The sequence below is a fragment of the Ruegeria sp. ABF4_144 genome (genome assembly GCF_056160045.1).
Genome location: NZ_JBSWWK010000001.1, coordinates 746,318 through 761,218 on the forward strand (window position 1 = coordinate 746,318; position 14,901 = coordinate 761,218).

Below are 14,901 nucleotides of genomic sequence, written 5' to 3' on the forward strand. Positions count from 1 at the left end.
ATTGTTACTCGCTAGTGTCGCCAATAGCGGTATCTTTGCTCAGTCGGCCGACATATGTCGCGCTTGCAACATACTCGCGATAGATGACTTCCGCGTACTTCCCGTCCAGGATGAGCGGGTTGCGATCCACAAAGCCGGACACTTCGGTCACGGTGCGGCGGTTGCGGCGATCCCTGTCCGGCGTGGCGATGAGTGGCCGCGTTTTACCAAAGGATACGACGGCTTCGAGGCGCGAGCGAGAGATGCCTTGCCGCGTCAGGAACGCAACAGCCGCATCGGCGCGTCGCTGGCCCAGTGCCTTGTTATACGACGCCGATCCAACCGCATCGGTATGGCCGTACACGCGGAAGCGCGCCTCGGGGAACTGTTTGATCCACGAAGCCTGCCGCAACAGAACACGCTGAGCTGTTTCATCCAGCTGTGCGCTGTCGAAGGCAAAGTTGATCTGCGTCGGAACCTCGGCCGCGAATCGCTGGCCCAAGATCTGAGCGTAGGTCAATTCGCCGTTCATGACCTGGAGGTTGTTCAGGGTCGCATTCCCGAATGAACCTTGGTCGACTTCGTACCCGGCCTCACGCGTACATGCGGTGACAGCGACCGAAAGACCCAGTGTGATGATCCACTTGTGCATTGGTCTATCCTCCTATCAATCCAGAACGTAGCCGTAGGAGCTGCCAAAGTCTTGCTTGGCCACTTCCGAAGCCGCACCGGAACCCGGGCGTGTTGTACGACCGACTTTGCCGTTAACGAACAGATCAAATTCGCTGGGCGGTTTAACCCGATCCGTTGGCAATGCCAGGGCTTCACCACGTGTCGGGGACACCAAATGAGCGGTGATGATGACAACCAGTTCGCTTTGCGCGCGCTGGTATTCTGCGCTGCGGAACAAGGCACCCAGAACCGGAACATCACCGATCCAAGGAAGCTGACTGCTCAGGTCGGTAAAGTCGTCCTGAATCAGACCGGCAATCGCAAAACTCTCACCATCGCGCAGCTCAATCGTTGTGCTGGTCTGGCGGGTGACAAAGCTGGGGATCGTGTCACCCTGGATCGTGAAGTTCGAGTTGGTATCAATGCTCGAGACCGAAGTTGCCAGTTCAAGATTGATCAGATCGCCATCGACCACACGCGGGATAAAGTCGATTTCGACCCCGAAGCGCTTGTATTCAATGGCAATTACACCAAATTCCTGCGGTACCGGGATGGGAACTTCGCCACCGGCAAGGAACGTTGCTTCCTGACCCGACAGAGCGGACAGGTTGGGTTCCGCGAGACTGCGTGCAAGCCCTTTAGATTCCAAAGCTTCAAGCAGCAGGCGAACCTGCGTCGATCCGGCCCCAAACCCGAACAGGATGGCACCTGTATTGGTCTGCAGGGGAGGGATATTGTTGTTCAGTGCGTTTGCCAAAGCAGCCGAAGTGTTCAAGCTGTTGATACCACCGGTCACGTCACCGCCGCCGAAACCAAGCGAAGCGGTCAGGCTTTTGGCTACCGAGCGGTTCATTTCAGCAAAACGTACTTTTAGCATCACCTGCTGAACGCCGCCAACCGACATCAGATTCGAAACCCGGTCAGGCGCGTAGCGTTCGGCCAGCTCCAGCGCGCGCTCAAGTTTTGCGCTGCCTGAAACCACACCCGAAAGTACAATGCCGTCGTTAGCCGTCCGCACTTCGATCGGCTCAGCCGGCAGAATCTGCCGCAGCCGCTCTTTAAACTCGGACACATCCGGAGAAACACGGACCCGAACGTTCGCAAGCAGATTGCCCGCGCCGTCAAACAGGGTCAGCGTGGTCAAACCCGGTGTTTTGCCCAACACATAAATAGTGCGATCCGAAAGCGACGAAATGTCAGCAATGCCGGCATTGGCGATGCTGAGTTCGGCGAACGGTTCTTCGCTTTCCACGACAATCGCGCGGTTCATCGGAACGTCCAGAGTTTCCGCTGTACCATTCTTCACCACGCGTAAAGTTTCAGCCCAGGCCGTATGGCCGACCGGACCAACTGTAAGCGCCAACCCCAGCAGGGTTGCGCTGATCCAAGAACGTATTTTCATGTGACCTGCCTCTCCGATCACGCCTCGTTTTTAGGTCTAATGCCCTATGTGACGTAACACTGCGCGAATTACGAATTTATTGCAATAATCAAGGGTTTCCGGAATTTTCCTTATGTGGACAATGCGCAACATCAAAAACGAAACAAGCCGCGCAAATGGCGCGGCTTGTGGTCGTAAATCTCTGATTTAACGTCAGTTTGTGCAGGGAATCTCGGTTTTCACGATCTCGCCGCCGCGCCGTGTGTTTACGGTGCAGACCTTTTCCACGACCGGGGCCGCAGCAGGGGCCGATTCCTTGAGGTCCAGCAATTTGCGCTGGTCCACTTCGACGGCCGATGCGACCGTATCATCCTGTACGCCAACCAGAGCCAGAGACAACCGGCCAGTGTTTTGGGCCTGTGCCAAAGCGGCGATCTGTTCCGGTGTCGCTGCAACGGTTACGGTTCGCGCGATCGTTGCGCCCGTCACGTCGGATCCAGCGGTCTGGTCCACCGCGATAAGTTCGATGTTGGTCTGAATCAGGCGGGTGATTTCGTTGCCGCCGCCTTCGAATTCCCGGCTGACAGCGCCAGTCCAATATACGTCCACCTTGTCGCCCGGACGTAGAAACCCGGAAACGCCCGAGGAAACGTCAACGCTGATGGCAAACGCGCGCATACCTTTTTCAATGCGAGAGACAAGGCCTGCCGCCTGGCCAGGTTTGGTGACCTTGACCTCCATAAGCGCTTCGTCTTTTTCCATCGCCCTTAGAACAAAGCGATCCCCTTTGGCGTCATCAGGAAACAACACCGCCATGTCCACAAAGCTACCTTCGGGAATCGCATCCTCGGGCCAATTCACGATGCGAACGTCTTCTTTGACCAGAGGTTCGCCGTATTTCATCGCCCGTGTGGACACAATGACTCCGACGGTTGGCACCGATTTGACGTTTTCCAGCGCATCCTTCGTGGCTTGACGCTCACGGGCGAGCTGATCCTGATACTGAGCGATGTAGTCGCGGGCCATGTAGACCGCACCCCCGGCCAAAGCCACACCGGCAATCAGGACAAGTCCAAATACCAAACGCATTCGCGTCCCCTCGTTCTTTCTATTCCGTGTTAATTGCCGCAGAAGCTACGACAAAGATCACTTTTGGATAAAGGTAGATTGTGTCGAAAAAGGGGACAATATTTGAAATATTTTGCCTCCGTGGCTTTCGGGACAATCATGGGCCGTGTCGATCAGGGGTCCGTTGTGTCAAAGTTGACGCTGATATCTTCGGCGACATCGACGTTGCTCAGAGCAGCACCTGATCTGGCATCCAGCTCTTTTACGGGGTCTCCAAAGTAAGCGTATACGCTGGCGCAGATGCCTACGATGGCGGCTGTCAGCACGACCCAGTCAACAGTTACTGCCCCGTCTTCGTGCTCTATGAAGTTTCGGATTCTGTTCATCATGAAAGCGCCGGACTTAGGTGGTTACAAAACAAATGGGGCCACGCCTAAACAGGCAAGGCCCCACTAAAGAATTTCTTAGGCTAAGCAGCCGGTCTTATTATTCGGGGTTGACCGGGATGTCGCTTGCAACGCTGCTTGCTGCGGTGTCCAGGGTCGAGCCAACAGCGTCGGCGATCGCTTTGGTGCCTTCACCAACCTGGGTGTAAGCAACGGCGGCCAGGCCAACGACAGCTGCGGTCAGAACAACCCAGTCTACAGTTACGGCGCCGTCTTCGTCTTTGCGGAAGTTCTTGATGAACTTGATCATGTTACGTCCCTCCTAAAGGATCAAAAAAGTCAATTAAACCTCGGTGTCTAACAGAGCTTTCTCTCTCAGTCCGCTCCCGACCGTCTCGGTATGGCATTATGTTTGCCTGTCAGGCGTGGCAGGAATTGGGCCAAACACCGTTTTTTTCCTTCTGGGCTTAACTTTTTGGTAGTTTTTTACCTAACATATTGAAAATAAATGAAATAAAAATCGGAACGAAAGGCGGCCTTTGGTATCGCCGATGCAAAATTGCGGCAAATGAGGCGAAATTGCCCCAATTCGCCGTGTTTTTCTGGCTTTTCAAAGGGATTCGGGGTTCAAACTGTTGAAAAGAAAAAACACGAGGCAGGCAAAATGAAACTCCGGGACGCAATCACATGCGCCGGTATCGCGGCGTTGATGGTGTCAGCACCATTGCCAGTCGTCGCGACCGAAACCGAACCCAGGGGCGTTTATAAGAGAGTGAAGGCACCTAAGCCCGGCTCCCGGCCCAAGGTGACTGTTCAGATATCGCCCGAGGAACACGCGGCGGCCCCTTACGCGCCCAGCACGGGGGCTGAGATTTCCATACCCGAAGTTGCTCCGCGAACGGCGACCGTTCCGCCAAGCGCTCCGGGCCCAGGATCGCAGAAAAAGCCGGTGGGGTCCTACAAAGCCTTTTGGGACAATATCTCGCCTGCGCTCTCTGCTTCGGGGGCGGGTCGGCTGAATGAGGCGATTAGGGCGTTGTCCGCAACCAATGTGGCATCACCGCGTTTGCAGACCCTTCAGAACATCGCACAGCAGCAAGGGATCGAGATTCTACGATCCACTGTCGGGACAGAAGTATCACCCGCGCTGGTGCTTGCCGTGATCTCGGTCGAATCGGCGGGACGTGCGGATGCGGTGAGTTCGGCCGGAGCGCAGGGATTGATGCAATTGATGCCAGCCACAGCCAAGCGATTTGGTGTTCAGGACAGTTTCCAGCCCAGTCAAAACATTTCCGGCGGTGTGAAATACTTGAACTGGCTGATGGAAGAGTTCGGCAATGACCCAATTCTGGTGCTGGCCGGGTACAATGCAGGTGAAGGGGCTGTGCGCAAACATGACGGCGTGCCACCCTATGCCGAGACGCGGGACTATGTGCCCAAGGTGCTTGCGGCCTTTCAGATTGCAAAGGCCCTGTGTTCCACGCCACCCGAATTGATCTCGGACGGCTGTGTGTTCCAAACTCTGAATTGAAAAAGGCCCGCCACTTTCGGCGGGCCTTCTCTCTCGATCATGCAGATCAGTTGACGATCTTGGCTTCAGTGGCCGCGCGGATTTCGTCTTCGGTCACGCCCTCGGCGATTTCGACGATCTTCAGGCCGCCTTTAACCACATCCAGAACGCCCAGATTGGTAATGATGCGATCCACCACCTTTTTACCGGTCAACGGCAGGGTGCATTTCTGCAGCAGCTTGGACTTGCCGTGCTTGTTGGTGTGATCCATCACGACGATCACACGGCCGACACCGGCCACAAGGTCCATCGCGCCACCCATGCCTTTGACCAGCACGCCGGGGATCATCCAGTTGGCCAGATCGCCTTCTTCGTCCACTTCCATCGCGCCCAGAACAGCCGCAGCAATCTTGCCGCCGCGGATCATGGCAAAGGATGTGGCACTGTCGAAATAAGAGGTGCGGGACAGCTCGGTGATCGTCTGCTTGCCAGCGTTGATCAGGTCGGGGTCTTCTTCACCCTCGAACGGGAAGGGACCCATGCCCAGCATACCATTCTCTGATTGCAGAGTGATGTCCTTGTCACCCACATAGTTCGCCACCAGCGTCGGGATACCGATGCCGAGGTTCACATACATGCCGTCTTCCAGCTCTTGTGCCGCGCGGGCGGCCATCTGATTGCGGTCCCAGGGCATTATGCTTCCTCCTTCTGACGGGTGGTGCGCTGTTCAATGCGCTTTTCGTGATCGCCCTGAATAATGCGATGCACATAGATGCCGGGCAGGTGGATGCCGTCCGGGTCCAGCGAGCCGCGCGGGACGATTTCTTCGACCTCGGCCACGCAGATTTTGCCGCAGGTGGCTGCAGGCACGTTAAAGTTGCGGGCGGTCTTGCGGAAAATCAGGTTACCGGTGTCATCGGCCTTCCACGCCTTGACGATGGCCAGATCGGCAAAGATGCCTTCTTCCATGATGTAGGTTTCGCCGTTGAAGTCTTTATGCTCTTTGCCTTCGGCGATCACGGTGCCCACACCGGTTTTGGTGTAGAAACCGGGGATACCGGCGCCGCCTGCGCGCATACGCTCGGCCAGAGTACCTTGCGGGTTGAATTCCAACTCAAGCTCTCCAGCCAGATATTGACGCATGAACTCGGCGTTTTCGCCGACATACGAGCTGATCATTTTCTTGACCTGCTTGGTCTGCAACAGGATGCCGATGCCGAAATCGTCGACGCCCGCGTTGTTCGAAGCGAAAGTCAGGTCCTGCGCACCCGAGTCCTTGATCGCTTCGAGTAGCAGTTCAGGAATGCCGCACAGGCCGAACCCGCCTGCAGCAATCAGCATGCCATCCGTCAGCACTCCGTCGAGTGCTTCGGTGGCATTGGCATAGATTTTCTTCATGGAAAACTCCCCCAATGATATGGTGATGGGCAGGTTGTGCCGCCACGTCACGGGGAAGTCAACGAATCCAACTGTGTAGTGGTATTTCTACCTAATCCCTTAGTTGACCGCCTTTTTGGTTGTCTTCTTAGCGGCGGCTTTTTTCTTCGGCGCGGCCTTTTTCTTGGTGCCTTTTTTGGCTGCCCGCTCATTGACCAGTTCGATGGCCATTTCTTGGGTCACGTCCTCGGGCTTAATGTCCTTGGGGATGGTGGCGTTGACCTTTTCCCATTTCACATACGGCCCATAACGCCCGTCCAGAACCTGCATCGCGCCGCCATCGGGGTGGTCGCCCAGTTCTTTCAACGGCTTCGCGGCCGCCCGTCGTCCGCGCCCCGGATTGGCACGTTTCTCGGCCAGCATCTCGACCGCGCGGTTCATGCCGATTTCGAACACGTCATTGGGGTCTTTGAGGTTGGCGTAGACGGGTTTCGCCTCTTCCGGCAACTGGTGCATGATATACGGCCCGAACCGCCCGAAGTTTGAGCTGATCATGCCGCCCTCAGGATGCTCACCGATCTGGCGGGGCAGGGACAACAGCGTCAGTGCCTTGTCCAGATCCATGTCGTCCTTGCTCCAGCCTCGGGGCAGGGAGGCGCGTGGAGGTTTCTTGTTTTCGGGCGTGGGTTCTCCACGCTGTACATAAGGCCCGAACCGACCGGATTTCAGCCAGATCTCATCGCCCGCATCCTCGCCCAACAGACGTTCGTCGCCCTCGGCGCCTTCGCCCGCGATGGGGCGGGTATAAGTGCATTCGGGATAGTTGCCGCAGCCCACAAACCCACCGGTCCGCGAGGTTTTCAGATGCAACTGGCCCGTTCCGCATTTCGGGCAGATACGCGGGTCAGAGCCGTCTTCGCGCGGGGGGTAGAGCTGAGGGGCCAGCGCTTCGTCCAATTTGTCCAGCACTTCGGAAATACGAAGTTCCGACGTCTCGCCAATGGCCGCCGAGAAATCGCGCCAGAACTTGCCCAGCAGGTCCTTGTAATCACGGTCACCGGCGCTGACGTCGTCCAATTGTTCTTCCAGATTAGCCGTAAACTCATAACCGACATATTGCCGGAAGAAGTTCAGCAGGAAGATGGTGACAATCCGGCCCTTTTCTTCCGGTATCAGCCGGTTCTTGTCCTTGCGCACATATTCCCGGTCCTGGATCGTGGTCACGATCGAGGCGTAGGTCGAGGGGCGCCCGATCCCCAGCTCTTCCATCCGCTTAACCAGAGTGGCCTCAGTATAGCGCGGCGGTGGCTGGGTGTGGTGCTGCAGGGCCAGAACAGCTTCGTTGTCGGACAGGATGGCGGCCTTGTCCTCCGCCTTGGCGAACTGATCCTTCAGAGAGGTTTTTGCGAACGGAGCCGGATCGCCCTGCATGATCTGCGGCAGGCGCTTTTCGTCGTCGTCCGAGACGTCGTCGCGACCCTCTTCATAGACACGCATGAAGCCGTCGAACAGAACCACCTGACCGGTGGCGCGCAGGCCGACTTGACCGTCTGCGCTGCCAATCTCGACCGTCGTCCGCTCCAAACGTGCGGCGGCCATCTGACAGGCGATGGTGCGCTTCCAAATAAGATCATAAAGCTTTCGTTGATCTTCATCTGTCACCTTCAGGGCCTTGGCGTCGCGCGACATGTCAGTGGGGCGGATACATTCGTGCGCTTCCTGCGCGTTCTTGGCCTTGTTTTTATAGATACGCGGGCTGTCCGGCACATATTCCGCACCATAGCGGTCCGTGATCGCGTCGCGGGTGGCGGTCACAGCTTCGGGCGCCATGTCGATGCCGTCAGTCCGCATATAGGTAATGTAGCCCGCCTCATAAAGCCGCTGTGCCACCTGCATCGCGTGACGCGCGCCCATGCCGAACTTGCGGCTAGCTTCTTGCTGCAGGGTTGAGGTCATGAACGGCGCGCTGGGGTTACGGGCGGCCGGTTTGGCCTCGACCGAGGTGACGCTGAGCGCGCGGCTGGTAATCGCCTGCACGGCCAGTTCGGCCTGTGTGGCGTTCGCCAGATCGTGTTTATCCAGCTTCTTGCCGGCCAGAGTAATCAGACGGGCTTCGAAGGTCTGGCCGCGCGGTGTTTCAAATACTGCGCGCACCGACCAGTATTCGACCGGTTTAAATGCCTCGATCTCCATCTCGCGTTCGACGATCAAACGCAGGCAGACGGATTGCACACGACCTGCGGACTTTGCGCCGGGCAGCTTGCGCCATAAAACAGGCGAAAGATTGAACCCCACCAAATAGTCCAGCGCACGCCGCGCCAGATAGGCCTCAACCAGAGGCATGTCGACCTCACGCGGGTTTTGCATTGCCTCGGTCACCGCGTCTTTGGTGATAGCGTTGAATGTCACTCGGCTGACCGGCGTATCTTTTTTGATCGAGCGGCGCTTGGTCAGCGCCTCCTGCAAATGCCAGCTGATCGCCTCGCCCTCGCGATCGGGGTCGGTGGCGAGGATCAGGGCATTGTCTTCTTTCAGCGCGTCGGCGATGGCTTTGACATGTTTGCGGCTGTCATTGCCGACCTCCCATTTCATCGCAAATTCGTGCTCAGTGTCGACGGATCCGTCCTTTGGGGGCAGGTCGCGAACATGTCCATAAGACGCCAAAACCGTGTAGTCGGGGCCAAGATATTTGTTGATTGTCTTGGCTTTAGCTGGGGATTCTACAACAACTACAGGCATTTAAGGGAAAACCTCGCTCGACGAATTGGGCGCCTTCTATGATCGTGCAAAATGTGTAGGGCAAGAGCGAATTGTCAATGCGTTCCTTTAAAAACCGAAAATTGATGGCGATTCCAGTGTGCTAGACGCGGCGTTTTCAGCGTTTGCTGCGTCAGGCCGTCAGTGACAATAACCCGCCGGGCTGTCGCTGAATGCGCCCGTCCAGTTCCAGATCGACCAGAGCCGGGCCAATCTCGCCCGCCGTGGCGGCGATGTCGCGGATCAGCTGGTCTTCGGCGATAGGCGACGGTCCCAGCCGGGCAAGAATCTCACTTTGGAGCGTCGCGCCCGAGGGGGGCGATTCCACAGGCATTTCGGTCAGGGGAGCATCAAACAAATTGGTCTGCTGCTGTGGCAACGCTTCGATGACGTCTTCGGCAGACCGAACCAATGTAGCCCCGTCGCGGATCAGCAGGTTGCAGCCAGCCGCTCGGGCATCGAATGGGTGGCCGGGTACTGCCAAAACCTCACGCCCCTGATCCAGGGCATCCCGGGCAGTGATCAGACTGCCGGACTTAGCCGCGGCTTCGACCACCACGACCGCCTGCGCCAGCCCCGAGATGATCCGGTTGCGGCGCGGGAAATGCCGGGCCTGCGGGGTCACGCCCATCGGTTGCTCTGACACGCGCAGCCCAGATTGGGCGATGTCTCTGGCCAGTTCGGTGTTTTCGGTTGGGTAGATCACGTCCACACCACCGGCCATAATCGCTACGGTGCCGGTGTCCAGTGCCGCCATATGTGCCGAAGTGTCGATGCCACGTGCCAATCCGGACACGACGACATAACCCCGCTTTCCTAGATCGGTTGCCAACCCGCGTGCCATCCGCGCACCCAGTGATGAACAGTTTCGCGCCCCGACCACGGCAATACAGGGTTTGTGCAGCAAAGACACATCGCCAACCGCCCACAGCATCGGAGGGGCATCGGACAGATCATTCAAAGCATCAGGAAAATCAGCGGACCCAAGGCACAAAAGCCGCGCATTTGCGACTTTTGCGGCCTTGAGTTCCGCCTCAATCACGCCGGGCGGGCAAATTTCATACCCTTCAATTCCGGCAGCGCGTGCCATTTCAGGCAGCGCGGCCAGCGCGTTCTGCGCCGAGCCATGTTCTCGCAATAGCCGACGAAACGTCGCCGGACCGACCTTGCGTGAACGCAACAGACGAAGCCAGGAAAACCGATCCTCTTCCGTGGTGGGTGGGAGTGTGGGGTGATAGGAAGAAAGCTGCTCTTCGGTCATCCGATGCTCCGCCTGATTGCAGAACTGGTTTACGGCTGCAGGGGTTAACAGCTTGTGAATCCAGCCAAATTATTCGGACAATTTTCGAGGTTCCATGCGTGAAAACGCGTAATGCACTGATCTTAATGTAAAAACTAAATGCGTCCGCTTGAGGTGAATATCAAGCGAACGCAAGAAAGCCTAGTTTTCAAAGGCGTGGCGTTAACCGTAACGGACTCCGATTCTCTCAGGCCGCTGAGCCGCCGACCGTCAGGCCATCCATCAAAACTGTGGGCTGACCAACACCAACCGGCACCCACTGACCATCCTTGCCGCATGTTCCCATGCCCGGATCAAGCGCCATGTCGTTGCCCAGCCCGCGAATACGGTTCAACGCCGACGGCCCGTCGCCAATCAATGTCGCGCCTTTGACCGGAGCACCGATCTTGCCGTTTTCAACCCGATAGGCCTCGGTGCAGGAAAACACGAACTTGCCGTTGGTGATGTCGACTTGTCCGCCGCCGAAACCCACGGCCCAGATGCCGTCTTTGATATCTGCAACCAAGGATGCAGGATCAGCGTCCCCGCCCAGCATCACTGTATTGGTCATGCGCGGCATGGGTTTGTGCGCATAGCTCTGCCGCCGACCGTTTCCGGTGGGGGCAACCCCCATCAGGCGGGCGTTCTGGCGGTCCTGCATGTAACCGGTCAGGACACCATCCTCGATCAACACGGTCCGCGAACTGGGTGTGCCTTCGTCATCCACCGTGATCGAACCACGCCGGTCAGCAATGGTACCGTCATCCACAACCGTCACGCCCTTGGACGCGATCTGTTGACCCATCAAACCGGCAAAGGCCGAGCTGCCCTTACGATTGAAATCGCCTTCCAGCCCGTGCCCGATGGCCTCGTGCAGCAGGATGCCGGGCCAACCGGGGCCAAGCGCAACCTCCATCACACCAGCGGGGGCAGGGACGGCGTCCAGATTGACCATCGCGATCCGCAGCGCCTCGCGGGCTTTGTCCTGCCAATCAGATGGGTCAATCAGCCCGTCCAGACCAACGCGACCGCCACCTCCTGCCGAGCCGCTTTCGCGACGGCCGTTCTGTTCCACAATGACCGAGATGTTCAGGCGGGTCATCGGGCGCACATCGCGTACCAAAACGCCATCAGGGCGCAGGATTTCGACCTCTTGCACCGCAGCAGCGATGGTGGCGCTGACCTGTACGACGCGGGGGTCAAGGTCGCGGGCAAACGCGTCGATCTCGCGTAGTGTTTCGATTTTAACCGGAAAGCTGGCAGATTCGATCGGATCTTCGTCTGTATAAAGCCGGGTGTTGGTGGCGCGCGGCGCCTCGGCCAGCGTGCCGCCGCCGTCACCCACAGCCAGCCGCGCAGTTTCCGCCGCCCGCTTCAGCGCCGCAATCGAGACGTCGGTGGAATGGGCATATCCCGCGACCTCACCTTGAACTGCGCGCAGACCGAACCCCTCGGACGCGTCGTAGGATGCTGTCTTCAATCGCCCGTCATCAAAGACCAGAGACTCGGATTTCCGGCGTTCGACAAACAGCTCTCCGTCTTCGGCCCCGGCAGTGGCAGACTGCAAAACCGACAGCGCTTCGTCCTGCGGAAGAGCGCTCTCAAAAGGGCGAAACGGGTCGTTGGGCATCACTTGGGACCTTTCGAGTTTGATCCAGATCAAAAATAGCGTCTGTTTGACGCAAGCATTTTGCTTTATCTAGCATCAGGAATATGGTTTTTAACTTCGCCAAAGACAACGGGAGAGGTGCGACCGATTCACACCTTTTCGCGAGAGAAGCAAAGATCAAACGATCAGGACAGAATATGAAGAATGCTTTGATGCTTTCGGGCTTTATGACAGCCCTCTCCAGCCTTCCCGCCATGGCTCAGGAGCTTGAGATTATTGGCAAACCGGTTGACGGGGGTATGGGTTTCCAGCCCGCAGCCACCAGCCTTGCTGACGGGATCCATAAGTTGGACGGCATGATTCTGGTGATCATCACCGTGATCTGCGTGTTCGTTGCCGCGCTGCTGGTTTACTGTATCGTGCGTTACAACCAGCGTGCGAACCCGACACCGGCGCGTTTCTCGCACTATACCCCGGTTGAAATCGCATGGACCTTGGGGCCGATTCTGATTCTGGTCTTCATCGGTGCCTTCTCGCTGCCGGTTCTGTTCAAACAGCAGGAGATCCCGGAAGGCGACGTTGTGATCAAGGTGGTGGGCAACCAGTGGTACTGGACCTACGAATACGTTGATCACGATTTTGCATTCGACAGCTATCTGCTGGGCCACCCGGCCACGCTGGACGAAGGGGCTCGCCCGGCGGATGCCGAGGTTACTCCTTTTGTTCTGGATGATGCGATGCGGGCCAAGCTGGCTGACGCCGGTTACAGCGATGACGAATGGCTGCTGGCCACCGACACCGCTGTTGTTGTCCCGGTCGGCAAGATTGTCGTCATGCAGGTGACTGCATCCGACGTGATCCATTCGTGGACCATCCCGTCCTTCGGCGTGAAGCAGGACGGCGTACCGGGTCGTCTGGCGGAACTGTGGTTCCAGGCCGACAAGGAAGGCGTCTATTTCGGCCAGTGTTCGGAACTCTGCGGCAAGGACCACGCCTATATGCCGATCACCGTCAAAGTGGTCAGCGAAGAGGCGTATGAGCAATGGCTGCAGGGCGCTCTGGAAGAGTACGCAGGCCAGCCTGCTGCCTATCAGGTTGCCTCGAACTAAGCCTGATAAGGCCTAGGTAAATACACGTGAGCTGCGCGGGAAACGCGCAGCTTTCGCCCCAAAAGGACCGAGTATGAGCGACGCAAGCATCAATGCCAGCACAGTGACCGCCACGGCACATGCGGACGAGGCCAGCTTTGGCGATTTTTTCGCCCTGCTGAAGCCCCGCGTGATGTCACTAGTCGTGTTTACGGCTCTGGTTGGTCTGCTGGCCGCGCCGGTGCCGGTGCATCCGTTTGTGGGCTTCTGCGCCATCTTGTTCATTGCCATTGGCGGAGGCGCGTCCGGCGCGCTGAACATGTGGTGGGATGCGGATATCGACAAGGTGATGAAACGCACCAAAGGCCGACCGATCCCGTCCGGTAAAGTGCAGGAAGGCGAGGCGCTGGCGCTGGGTTTGGCGCTATCCGGCCTGTCGGTGATCATGTTGGGGCTGGCAACGAACTGGTTTGCCGGTGCGTTTCTGGCCTTCACCATCTTCTTCTATGTCGTTGTCTACACGATGTGGCTGAAGCGTTCGACGCCTCAGAACATCGTAATCGGCGGTGCAGCAGGGGCTTTCCCGCCGGTGATCGGCTGGGTTGCCGCCACCGGTTCCATGACGCTGGAGCCATGGCTGATGTTCGCCCTGACCTTCATGTGGACCCCGCCGCATTTCTGGGCTCTGGCGTTGTTCATGCGTTCGGATTACGACGATGCGGGCGTGCCAATGCTGACCGTGACCCACGGGCGCCGCGCAACCCGCTGGCATATCCTGATCTATACCGCTCTGCTAGCCACGCTGGCCGTTGGCACCGCCTTTTCGGGCATCGGTGGCCCGATCTATCTGACCGTAGCGGTTGTGATGAATGCCCTGTTCCTACGCGGCGCTTGGCAGATCTCGCGCCGGACCGAGGACGACGCGGAGGCGGATAACTTCAAGGTCGAGCGCTCTTTCTTCAAGCTGTCGCTGCTCTACCTGTTCTTGCACTTCGGTGCGATTCTGGCCGAAGCCCTGCTGAAACCCTATGGCTTTGGAGGGTGGTCATGAGCCTGCGCAAGAGCCACGAACTGCACGAACGCCGCTTTAGCCGCAATCTGGGGGTCGGCGTGACATTGGCTGCTTTCATCGTGATTATCTTTGGCCTGACGATCGTGAAGGTTTCGGGCACAAGTATGGGTGTGCCCGCGCAGGAGGTGCAGAACTGATGGCTTTGACCGGTCCGCAAAAGACAGTAGCGCAGACGGTGGGTGTGGTTGTCCTGATGGGCAGCCTGGCCTGGGCCGCGGTGCCGTTCTATGACTGGTTCTGCCGCGTAACCGGTTTTGGTGGCACCACAGGTGTGGCTACCACCGCGCCTGAGGATATTCTGGACCGCACTGTGACCGTCCGGTTCGATGCCTCCAAGGCCAAAGACATGGCCTGGGAGTTCAAACCGGTCGAGCGCGAAATGGAAGTGCGCATCGGTGAGACCGGTTTGGCCTTCTACGAGGCTTACAACCCGACCGACCGCCCGATTGCAGGGCAGGCATCTTACAACGTTGCGCCTTATTCGGCCGGTGGGTATTTCCAGAAAATCGCCTGTTTCTGCTTTGAGGAACAGGTGCTGCAACCCGGGGAACGGGTGCAGATGCCGGTTAGCTTCTTCGTCGATCCTGAAATGGTTGAAGATCTGGAAGCCAAGTATGTGCATACGATCACTCTGTCGTATACATTTTATGAAATAGACCTGCCCGAGGGCTTTGCTGCCCTGGAAGCGCAGGCAGACACAAACACGAACTAACGCCTGTAGGT

At 57.8% G+C, this 14,901-nt stretch carries 15 protein-coding genes; 5 read left to right on the forward strand and 10 right to left on the reverse strand.

Annotated elements, in window-relative coordinates; all coding sequences use genetic code 11:
• Window positions 1–4 precede the first annotated feature (4 nt).
• From ACXAGD_RS03865 to ACXAGD_RS03885, 5 genes are all read right to left on the reverse strand, one after another.
• Window positions 5–631 carry an OmpA family protein gene (locus ACXAGD_RS03865; protein ID WP_475208602.1) on the reverse strand — a complete coding sequence of 209 codons (627 nt, stop codon included), beginning with the start codon at window positions 629–631 and terminating at the stop codon, window positions 5–7.
• A gap of 15 nt (window positions 632–646) precedes the next feature.
• Entirely contained in the window at window positions 647–2,053 is a 1,407-nt protein-coding gene (locus tag ACXAGD_RS03870) for a type II and III secretion system protein family protein (RefSeq protein ID WP_475208603.1), read from the reverse strand.
• A gap of 192 nt (window positions 2,054–2,245) precedes the next feature.
• Window positions 2,246–3,121, reverse strand: a complete 876-nt coding sequence (cpaB, locus tag ACXAGD_RS03875) for a Flp pilus assembly protein CpaB (protein ID WP_475208604.1) — start codon at window positions 3,119–3,121, stop codon at window positions 2,246–2,248.
• Window positions 3,122–3,273: 152 nt separating this feature from the next.
• Complete coding sequence (locus ACXAGD_RS03880) at window positions 3,274–3,486, reverse strand: Flp family type IVb pilin (protein ID WP_475208605.1); 213 nt, start codon at window positions 3,484–3,486, stop codon at window positions 3,274–3,276.
• A 100-nt stretch (window positions 3,487–3,586) separates the two neighbouring features.
• Window positions 3,587–3,796 carry a Flp family type IVb pilin gene (locus tag ACXAGD_RS03885; RefSeq protein ID WP_475208606.1) on the reverse strand — a complete coding sequence of 70 codons (210 nt, stop codon included), beginning with the start codon at window positions 3,794–3,796 and terminating at the stop codon, window positions 3,587–3,589.
• Window positions 3,797–4,150: 354 nt separating this feature from the next.
• On the opposite strand from ACXAGD_RS03885, the gene ACXAGD_RS03890 reads away from it, so the two are divergent.
• The gene (locus tag ACXAGD_RS03890) at window positions 4,151–5,017 is read left to right on the forward strand and encodes a lytic transglycosylase domain-containing protein (protein ID WP_475208607.1); all 867 of its coding nucleotides are present in this window, start codon (window positions 4,151–4,153) and stop codon (window positions 5,015–5,017) included.
• Between the two features lie 46 nt (window positions 5,018–5,063).
• On the opposite strand, the gene ACXAGD_RS03895 is transcribed toward ACXAGD_RS03890, so the two are convergent.
• The 5 genes from ACXAGD_RS03895 to tldD form a co-directional block, all read right to left on the reverse strand.
• Complete coding sequence (locus tag ACXAGD_RS03895; protein WP_475208609.1) at window positions 5,064–5,690, reverse strand: CoA transferase subunit B; 627 nt, start codon at window positions 5,688–5,690, stop codon at window positions 5,064–5,066.
• Window positions 5,690–6,394, reverse strand: a complete 705-nt coding sequence (locus tag ACXAGD_RS03900) for a CoA transferase subunit A (RefSeq protein WP_475208612.1) — start codon at window positions 6,392–6,394, stop codon at window positions 5,690–5,692. Before ACXAGD_RS03900 ends, ACXAGD_RS03895 begins: the two co-directional genes overlap by 1 nt.
• A 99-nt stretch (window positions 6,395–6,493) precedes the next feature.
• Window positions 6,494–9,112, reverse strand: a complete 2,619-nt coding sequence (gene topA / locus ACXAGD_RS03905; protein ID WP_475208613.1) for a type I DNA topoisomerase — start codon at window positions 9,110–9,112, stop codon at window positions 6,494–6,496.
• A gap of 151 nt (window positions 9,113–9,263) precedes the next feature.
• Window positions 9,264–10,391, reverse strand: a complete 1,128-nt coding sequence (gene dprA, locus ACXAGD_RS03910) for a DNA-processing protein DprA (RefSeq protein WP_475208614.1) — start codon at window positions 10,389–10,391, stop codon at window positions 9,264–9,266.
• Window positions 10,392–10,617: 226 nt separating this feature from the next.
• Window positions 10,618–12,039 carry a metalloprotease TldD gene (tldD, locus tag ACXAGD_RS03915; protein WP_475208615.1) on the reverse strand — a complete coding sequence of 474 codons (1,422 nt, stop codon included), beginning with the start codon at window positions 12,037–12,039 and terminating at the stop codon, window positions 10,618–10,620.
• A 176-nt stretch (window positions 12,040–12,215) separates the two neighbouring features.
• On the opposite strand from tldD, the gene coxB reads away from it, so the two are divergent.
• The 4 genes from coxB to ACXAGD_RS03935 all read left to right on the forward strand — a co-directional run bounded on the left by coxB (window position 12,216) and on the right by ACXAGD_RS03935 (window position 14,890).
• Window positions 12,216–13,127 carry a cytochrome c oxidase subunit II gene (coxB, locus tag ACXAGD_RS03920; RefSeq protein ID WP_475208616.1) on the forward strand — a complete coding sequence of 304 codons (912 nt, stop codon included), beginning with the start codon at window positions 12,216–12,218 and terminating at the stop codon, window positions 13,125–13,127.
• A gap of 73 nt (window positions 13,128–13,200) precedes the next feature.
• Window positions 13,201–14,157, forward strand: coding sequence for a heme o synthase (cyoE, locus tag ACXAGD_RS03925; protein ID WP_475208617.1), 957 nt, complete (start codon window positions 13,201–13,203; stop codon window positions 14,155–14,157).
• Window positions 14,154–14,315, forward strand: coding sequence for a hypothetical protein (locus ACXAGD_RS03930; RefSeq protein WP_475208618.1), 162 nt, complete (start codon window positions 14,154–14,156; stop codon window positions 14,313–14,315). The genes cyoE and ACXAGD_RS03930 overlap by 4 nt, the downstream gene beginning before the upstream one ends.
• On the forward strand, window positions 14,315–14,890 hold the full coding sequence (locus ACXAGD_RS03935; protein WP_475208619.1) for a cytochrome c oxidase assembly protein: 576 nt from the start codon (window positions 14,315–14,317) through the stop codon (window positions 14,888–14,890). The genes ACXAGD_RS03930 and ACXAGD_RS03935 overlap by 1 nt, the downstream gene beginning before the upstream one ends.
• Window positions 14,891–14,901: the final 11 nt, after the last annotated feature.